Source organism: Mesorhizobium sp. M7A.F.Ca.ET.027.02.1.1 (genome assembly GCF_004022985.1).
Taxonomy (GTDB): Bacteria; Pseudomonadota; Alphaproteobacteria; order Rhizobiales; family Rhizobiaceae; genus Mesorhizobium.
Genome location: NZ_RZOL01000324.1, coordinates 1 through 7159, shown reverse-complemented (window position 1 = coordinate 7159; position 7159 = coordinate 1). Strand labels below are relative to the sequence as shown.

Genomic DNA, 7159 nt, shown 5'->3' with positions numbered 1-7159 from the left:
GTCGCCGAGTTGCCAGAATCGCAGGGATCACTCAGCCGACAGCCAAGACCGAAGGGCCTCGCGCCGATATTTCATCAAGCGCATGAATGGCACAAAAAGCCCCACCGGACTCCGCCCTATGGCGAAGTCCTGGGAGCTGCGAAAAGATATCCTCCGTCCGCCTCTGTTCTCGCCTTCCGACTGCCAAACAACGAACGGGGCGCCTGTCAGGCACCCGCCCTTGACTGTTTCGGCACCGCCCCCGGCGAGGGAAGACGCGACTACTTCTTGCCGGCCTTGGCGGGTGCTGCCTTCGGCTTGGCCGCAGGTGCCGCTTTCTTCACCGGCGCTGAAGATTTCGCTGCCGCAGCCTTCTTTGCCGGAGCAGCCTTCGCAGCCGGCTTCTTGGCCGGTGCAGCCTTGGCAGGTGCAGCCTTGGCAGCCGGTTTTTTTGCAGGTGCTGCCTTCTTCGCTGCGGGTTTCGCCGCAGCCTTCGCTGCAGGCTTCTTGGCTGGTGCCGCCTTCGCCGCCGGCTTTGCCGCGGCCTTGGCGGGTGCTGCTTTCTTCACTGCCGGTTTCGCAGCAGCTTTCGCTGCCGGCTTCTTGGCCGGTGCTGCTTTTGCCTTGGCCGCCGCGGCCTTCGGCTTGGCAGCGGGTGCTGCTTTCTTCACTGCAGCTGCGACCTTCGCCGTCGCTGCTTTTGCGGGTGCTTTCTTTGCCGGTGCCTTCGACGCCGGCGCTTTGGATGACTGCTTAGCCATGCGATGCCCCTTCCGTTGTGCCGACGGCCGTAATGACCCGGCGCGCTCATGCATATCTGACTCGCGGCTTGCTAGCCAGCGAAGCAATAGACTGATTTTCGCAACTTAACTTTCGGTTACGATCGGCACATGATCGTGCTGATCGTCGCAGAAATTCACTGCTGATCTTCGACCATCGGCTAGAATGTGTCGCCGACATTCTCCACACTCCGCGGGAGCGCTCTTCTCGTGAAGCTCCGAAGATCAGCGAACAGCTTTGCGTGTCGATCTTCGTTCGCCAATATCATGACCACAGCCTCAGCGGTGCGATCATCTCATGCAGGCGGACGATCTATACTGCAATGCGGCAGCCGGCCAATGCACCACCTTGTCAAGCGCGATCGCAGACCCGATTGCTCGTGAATTGACAGACTACTCTATATGCCAGAGTATTCTGCACGGCATGCCGGAGTACTTCGATGTCCATCGCACAGGGGCAAATGGCGCTGTCGCCGTTCGAGATTGCCAAGACGGTCCGCCACGGCGGCGGCATGGTTGTCGGTGGCCTCCGGCTTGGCTGCACCGGAGCCAATCGATGAGTGCCGACGAAATCATCCACCAGAGCACTCGGCTCAGGATCATGGCCGCGCTGAACATGCTGGAAAGGCGCCAAACGCTGGACTTCACCGGGCTGAAGGCCATCGTGGACGTCACCGACGGCAATCTCGGCGCGCATCTCGATACGCTGGCCAGGGCCGGTTATGTCGACATCGAAAAGCTGTTCGTCGGCCGCCGGCCGCAGACGCGCGTCAAGGCGACCACGAGTGGACGGCGCGCGTTCCGCGGCCACGCCGCATTCCTGCGCAAGATCATCGATCAGGCGATGCCGCGCAGGAAATAGCGTGGCGACTGGGCAATCAGCTCAGCGCGCGGCAACAACGGCAACGCCGGCGCCGATCATCACACCGCCCGCCGCGCGGTCACCCGGCGTACGATCCCTGGCGTGCGCAACAGGTTGCGGGCGCGGCCGGCGAGGATGACATGAACGCCGATCACCACCGCTTCAACGGCCAGGATCACCATCATCAGCACACCAAGATAAGCAGCATTGAGCGATGCGCCGACGCCGCCAGGCAACAGCGCGACGTAGAACAACGGCATTTTCGGATTGCCAAGATTGAGCGCGATGCCGGTGGCAAAAATCGTCAGCAGCCCTCGCCGTCCTGAGACGGGCTGCCGTCCAGAATCTTCGCGATCCGCATTTCCGTCACGGCTGATAGCCGAGGCAGATGGCGCCGAGCGCGACGATAGCGCAGGCGCCGACCCGCCGTGGCGTCAGCATCTCGCCGAGGAACAGGCGTCCGATGAAGGCCGCGAAGACGACGCTGGTTTCGCGGATCGCGGTGATCGGACCTGCTGGTCCGAGCGCGAAGGCCGCGACCACGACACCGTAGGCCAGAAGTGCAAACAGGCCTCCGCCCAGCGCCTTCCAGGTTTCAGGCGCGCGCAGGTCGACAATGAGCCGGCCACGGCAGGCGACGAAGGCCGCCGGCAGCAACGCGCCGTAGATCAGCAGGACCCATGCGGTGTAAGCGCCGGCATTTCCCGCCGCGCGAACGCCGAGCGCATCGACCGTCGCGTAGGCGGCGATGATCGCTCCCGTTGCCAATGCATAGAATATCGATGTCGTGGCGGCCCTGCCCCGTCCGAGTGAAAGGCCCATGATGCCGCCAGCGACCAGCGCGACGCCGACGGTCTGCGGCAGAGTGAGCTGCTGGTTGGCCAGGAAGAACCCGCCGAGCGTGACAAGCAGCGGCACGCTGCCGCGAACGATCGGATAGACCTGCCCCAGTTCGCCATATCTGTAGGCGGCCACGAGAAACAAGGTGTAGCCAACCTGCAGGCAGGCCGAGAGCACGATATAGGACCAGGCCGGCGCGGCCGGAAGGTCGTGGAAGAAGGCGAAGGGGATGGCGAGCGCCGTGCTTGAAAAGCTCATGACGGTGACGGTCCACAACCTGTCGGCCCCCGTGCGCAGGAACGCGTTCCAGCTTGCGTGCAGGATCGCCGCAAACAATGCGAGCCCGATGACCAGCGGGCTCATTGCGGCCGGCGCGAGGCGGCGACGATGCCCATGGCCGCCTTGCGGGAGTCGCGAATGGCGGCTTCTGCCTGCCCCATCTGCGCCAGCAAGGTCGCACCTTCGATCAGCATAAGCAGCGTCGCCGCCACGCTCTCGGCGCGGCCGTGCGGCATCATCTCTTCGAGGATAGACTGCATGCGCCGCTTGAGGCCGTTCTTCTGCCTGACAACGGCCTCGAAAATCGGGTGCCCGGGATCGCCGAACTCGGCCAGCGCATGTGCGAACAGACAGCCATGGAAATCCGGGCTGCGGAACCAGCGTGCATGCCAGTCGAAGATTTTTCCGATTTTCTGCTCCGGCGGAACGTCCCCCTGGGCGAGCCGGTCGAGTTGGCGGTCGAAACGCATAGCGCGATAGTCGAGCACCTCGACGATCAGTTCGTCCTTGCTGGGAAAGTGGCGATACATCGTCATCTTGGCCACATCGGCTTCGGCGATGATCCGGTCGATACCGGTGGCATGGAAGCCGGCGCGCTTGAACAGCACGTAGGCCGTGTCAACGACGTGTTGGCGCTTGCCGGAAGCGGACGATGGCGTCATGGAGATTACCTAGTAGTGAGACAGGTCTGTCTCGCCTGTATGCGACGGATCGAACCTGCTGTCAACGGCACGAAAAAACGCCTGCGGCCGATCAGGCCACAGGCGCGAAAGAGATTGGAAGGGGAAACGGGGTCTAGCGCAGAATGCGGCAGCGGCCGTTGTAGACCATCCAGCGGTCGAAGCCCGAGACGCAGAATTCGACATTGTCGCCGATCGAGGCAAAGCCCTGGCCTTCCTCGATCAGGTACCAGATGGTGCGATCGCGGCCGTCGGACAGGCTGACGGTGGCGCCGCAATAACGGCGACCGATCGGCCAGGTATCGTTGGCCGCCAGATAGCGATGCTGGTGGATGCGCCGGAAATCGGTGATCTGCACGTCAGGCAGATGCGGCACGTGATGCACCTGATAGGAAAAGCGGCTGGTGATCTTGTTCAGTACCCAGGGCTGACCGCAGACCCCGCTGTCTTCATCGGAATAGACCGTAAGATCGGCGGCCTGCACGGTCTGGGTGATACCGAGAGGCGCGGCAAGCGGGGTGCAGAGCGAAATCAGGGCGGCAAGGGCGGATTTGGCGAAGCGAGTCATGGCAGCCTCTCAAGGTCGATTGCGCGCACTGTGCGGATTCGCTTGGCGGCGGTCAAGCGGTTGCGTTGACAATGGTTTCCCAGTTTGAAACCGCTTTTTGACCAAAGCCGAATTTGCACGCACCGGAATGGCTCTGGCACGTTCATATCCAGACCCAAAGGAGTACGGTCACTGGGTCGTCGATGAGCCCGCCTCAAGCCTGCTCGCCGGCCAGCCATTCCAGCGACCAGTGCGCCGGCCGCCCCACCGCAAGCAGCCTGTGCAGGGCCGGCAGCAGCGTCCGCAGCTCGCCCTCCAGCGTGAACGGCGGGTTGACCACCAGCAGACCGCTGCCGTCGAGGCTGGGTTCCGAAGAGGCCGGCCTGATCTCGAACTCGATATCGAGCAGCTTCGGAATGCCGGATTGCTTCAGCGCCTTGCGGAAGGCGATGATCGCCTTGCGGTCCTTGATCGGATACCAGAGCGCGTAGATGCCGCCGGGCCACCGCTTGTGCGCCCTTATCAGCCCGTCGACGAGGCGTTCGAACTCACCCGCTTCCTCGAATGGCGGATCGATGAGGACAAGGCCGCGCTTTTCCTTCGGCGGCAGATGCGCGCCGAGCGCCAGCCAGCCATCGAGCTCGATGATCCGGGCCTGGAAATCGCCGGCAAAGAACGTCCTCAGCCTCGCGGCATCCTTGGGGTGCAGCTCGATCGCCGTCAGCCTGTCCTGCTTGCGCATGAGATGGCGCGCAATCAACGGCGAGCCCGGGTACTTCTGGATGCCACCCTCGGGGTTGAGCGACCGTATAGTCTCCAGATAAGGCGCGAGCAGCGCCGCCACCGGAGCGGCGAACGGGGCATCGATCAGCCTGCCGATGCCGCCTTGCCACTCACCCGTCTTCTGCGCCTCGGCGGACGACAGGTCGTAGCGGCCGATGCCGGCATGGGTGTCGACGACCCGAAACGCCTTATCCTTCTGCTTCAGATACTCGAGCAAGCGCGTCAGCACGACATGCTTGACGACGTCAGCGAAATTCCCGGCATGATAGGCGTGGCGGTAGTTCATGGTTTTGTGCCGTTATGCATGTCGTTGTCCCAAAACCGCTGCACACTTTTGGGCGACATGCATCAGCCCCTGCCCCAACGCGGCGGTGGCGGCTGCGAGTTCGGATTTTCCGGCCGGCCGCCACGAGTGCGCAAAGTCAGCAAGAATCCGATCAGGCCGATCGCCATCAGCGCGAAGCCGACCGGCCGTGCACGGCTGTCGATCTCGCCGGCGCCGGAGCGCAGGATGAGATCGACCGCCCGCATCGGTATGTCGTCGGCATCACCCGGTCCAACGGTGAAGGTATAGGGGCCCGGACTGACGGTCGCGATCACGCCGGCCTCGTCGCGAAAGATCTTGTCGGGCAGTTGCGGACTGACCTGGCGAGGGTTGTCGGAATGGTTGAACTGCAGCGTCGAGGCGAGCACCGTGCGGCCATTGCTTGCAGCGGTCAGCGTCAGCACGGTGCGCTGCTGCGAAACGATGCGCTCTGCTCTTGCGGTCAGGTCGACCAGCACCCGCACCGGCGCGTCGCGGCCGGAGAGCGGCACCGTCAGCGGCTTGAAGCGGCCCTGCTCATAGACCCGCCAGGTGCCGATCTCATGGCCGGAGAAGTTGCTCATCGCCCAGGGATAGACGACACCGATGCCGGCGCCGACGAGCAGGATCAGGACAAACAGAAAGCGCATTCAGATCACCATGGCGTATCGTGACCTTGCCAATAGCGCCCCGACGGCCAAAAGGCGATGGCCAGTTGCGGGCAGCCACCTGGAGGTGGGCCGTGCGGGCGAGCGCAACCAGATTGGCGGCGTGGCCGCGCAACAATTCAAGGTTCTACCTATGCGCTCAAAAATTAAGCCGAGTATTTCGCGCGCTGCGCTGACATCGCTGTCGGCTCATTCTCGGCCGTCCTTGCTGTCAAGTTTCGATTCTACCTCAAGGGACAGCTTCCGCGTCCGGTCATACATTGTCGTCGATCGAGCCAATATGCTGTTTAGTAAAGAGGATTTTCCGTATGCGCCGTGTTTCAGCCCGAGAGACGCTCGCCCCCTCATGTTAACCATCCGCGAGCGCACTTGGTTAAGAAATCACTAATTTAGTTGACTATAATTTCCACAGGTATATTTTCGATATGTTGGGATGTGCAATTTGGGCGAGCAATCGGCGATGGTGACACCGAGCGGGTGACCGCGTTTTCGGGGCGCAGAGAATGCTGAGCGGCAGCACGGAGGTCGTGTAGTCGTACCAGCTTCGCGAAAGCCAAAGAACAATTAACGCACATCAGTGATGGCGATTCCGCAGACGCGGAGGTTTGCCACGTTCTCAGGAACGTGGCCGGGCGATGCTTTGTCCCGGCCCCGGCGGTAGCGTGTGCGGTGCGTGCGAGGAAAGCATGGGTAAGCTTGTCAAGGTTCTGAAACTGGAATCCGGCAGCCAAAGGGGCGCCAACCAAAGCCGACGACGCGCCCTTGTCGCCGGAGGAGCGGGGTTTTTAGGATCGCATCTGTGCGAACGTCTTTTGCGGGACGGATACGACGTTGTCGCGCTGGACAATTTCCACACCGGAAAAAGATACAATCTCAATACCCTTCTGCGTAATCCGAGCTTCACCTGTATCGAGCACGACATCGTCGATGCACTGCCTTCGGATCTTCAGTGCGACGAGATCTACAATCTCGCCTGCCCCGCCTCTCCGCCGCACTACCAGGCAGACCCGATCCACACCTTCAAGACAAGCGTGCTTGGATCGCTGAACCTTCTGGAACTCGCGCGACAGAACAAGGCCAAGATATTCCAGGCCTCTACGTCCGAAGTCTATGGCGATCCCTTCGTGCATCCACAGCCCGAGAGCTACTTCGGCAACGTCAACACGCACGGACCGCGTTCCTGCTACGATGAAGGCAAGCGCTCGGCCGAAACCCTGTTCTTCGATTATTCGAGAACCTATGGCCTCGATATCCGTGTCGCCCGCATTTTCAACACCTACGGGCGCCGCATGCAGCCCGACGATGGGCGCGTGGTTTCGAACTTCATCGTCCAGGCGCTGCGCGGCGAGGACCTGACCGTCTATGGCAGCGGCCAGCAGACGCGCTCCTTCTGCTATGCCGACGACCTGATCGAGGGGTTTGTCCGGCTGATGAACGC

8 protein-coding genes and 1 pseudogene are annotated in these 7159 nt (G+C 62.2%); 3 read left to right on the top strand and 6 right to left on the bottom strand.

What is annotated here, in order from left to right:
- On the top strand, window positions 1-849 hold an 849-nt coding region (locus EN749_RS37840), incomplete at its 5' end, for a hypothetical protein (RefSeq protein ID WP_210214730.1).
- 465 nt (window positions 850-1314) lie between these two features.
- On the top strand, window positions 1315-1620 hold the full coding sequence (locus EN749_RS26825; RefSeq protein WP_127268687.1) for a transcriptional regulator: 306 nt from the start codon (window positions 1315-1317) through the stop codon (window positions 1618-1620).
- A gap of 21 nt (window positions 1621-1641) precedes the next feature.
- Here EN749_RS26825 and EN749_RS26820 read toward each other — a convergent pair.
- The 6 genes and pseudogenes from EN749_RS26820 to EN749_RS26795 form a co-directional block, all read right to left on the bottom strand.
- Window positions 1642-1955: pseudogene (locus tag EN749_RS26820) on the bottom strand (LysE family transporter); the annotation flags it as partial.
- Window positions 1956-1986: 31 nt separating this feature from the next.
- Complete coding sequence (locus tag EN749_RS26815) at window positions 1987-2823, bottom strand: DMT family transporter (RefSeq protein WP_128288455.1); 837 nt, start codon at window positions 2821-2823, stop codon at window positions 1987-1989.
- Window positions 2820-3401, bottom strand: a complete 582-nt coding sequence (locus tag EN749_RS26810) for a TetR/AcrR family transcriptional regulator (RefSeq protein ID WP_127810842.1) — start codon at window positions 3399-3401, stop codon at window positions 2820-2822. The genes EN749_RS26815 and EN749_RS26810 overlap by 4 nt, the downstream gene beginning before the upstream one ends.
- Window positions 3402-3534: 133 nt before the next feature.
- The gene (locus EN749_RS26805) at window positions 3535-3987 is read right to left on the bottom strand and encodes a hypothetical protein (protein ID WP_023813788.1); all 453 of its coding nucleotides are present in this window, start codon (window positions 3985-3987) and stop codon (window positions 3535-3537) included.
- A 193-nt stretch (window positions 3988-4180) separates the two neighbouring features.
- On the bottom strand, window positions 4181-5035 hold the full coding sequence (locus EN749_RS26800; protein ID WP_127397707.1) for a 23S rRNA (adenine(2030)-N(6))-methyltransferase RlmJ: 855 nt from the start codon (window positions 5033-5035) through the stop codon (window positions 4181-4183).
- A gap of 62 nt (window positions 5036-5097) precedes the next feature.
- Window positions 5098-5703, bottom strand: coding sequence for a hypothetical protein (locus tag EN749_RS26795; RefSeq protein ID WP_127810843.1), 606 nt, complete (start codon window positions 5701-5703; stop codon window positions 5098-5100).
- Window positions 5704-6407: 704 nt separating this feature from the next.
- Between EN749_RS26795 and EN749_RS26790 the strand changes: the two genes are divergently transcribed.
- Window positions 6408-7159 (top strand): NAD-dependent epimerase/dehydratase family protein (locus EN749_RS26790; protein WP_128364301.1); only part of this gene is annotated, 752 nt, incomplete at its 3' end.

What these genes read in the sequence shown, in the direction of transcription:
- EN749_RS26825 (WP_127268687.1), top strand. Translation starts at nt 1,315, where the DNA reads ATGAGTGCCGACGAAATCATCCACCAGAGCACTCGGCTCAGGATCATG.
- EN749_RS26815 (WP_128288455.1), bottom strand. Translation starts at nt 2,823, where the DNA reads ATGAGCCCGCTGGTCATCGGGCTCGCATTGTTTGCGGCGATCCTGCAC.
- EN749_RS26810 (WP_127810842.1), bottom strand. Translation starts at nt 3,401, where the DNA reads ATGACGCCATCGTCCGCTTCCGGCAAGCGCCAACACGTCGTTGACACG.
- EN749_RS26805 (WP_023813788.1), bottom strand. Translation starts at nt 3,987, where the DNA reads ATGACTCGCTTCGCCAAATCCGCCCTTGCCGCCCTGATTTCGCTCTGC.
- EN749_RS26800 (WP_127397707.1), bottom strand. Translation starts at nt 5,035, where the DNA reads ATGAACTACCGCCACGCCTATCATGCCGGGAATTTCGCTGACGTCGTC.
- EN749_RS26795 (WP_127810843.1), bottom strand. Translation starts at nt 5,703, where the DNA reads ATGCGCTTTCTGTTTGTCCTGATCCTGCTCGTCGGCGCCGGCATCGGT.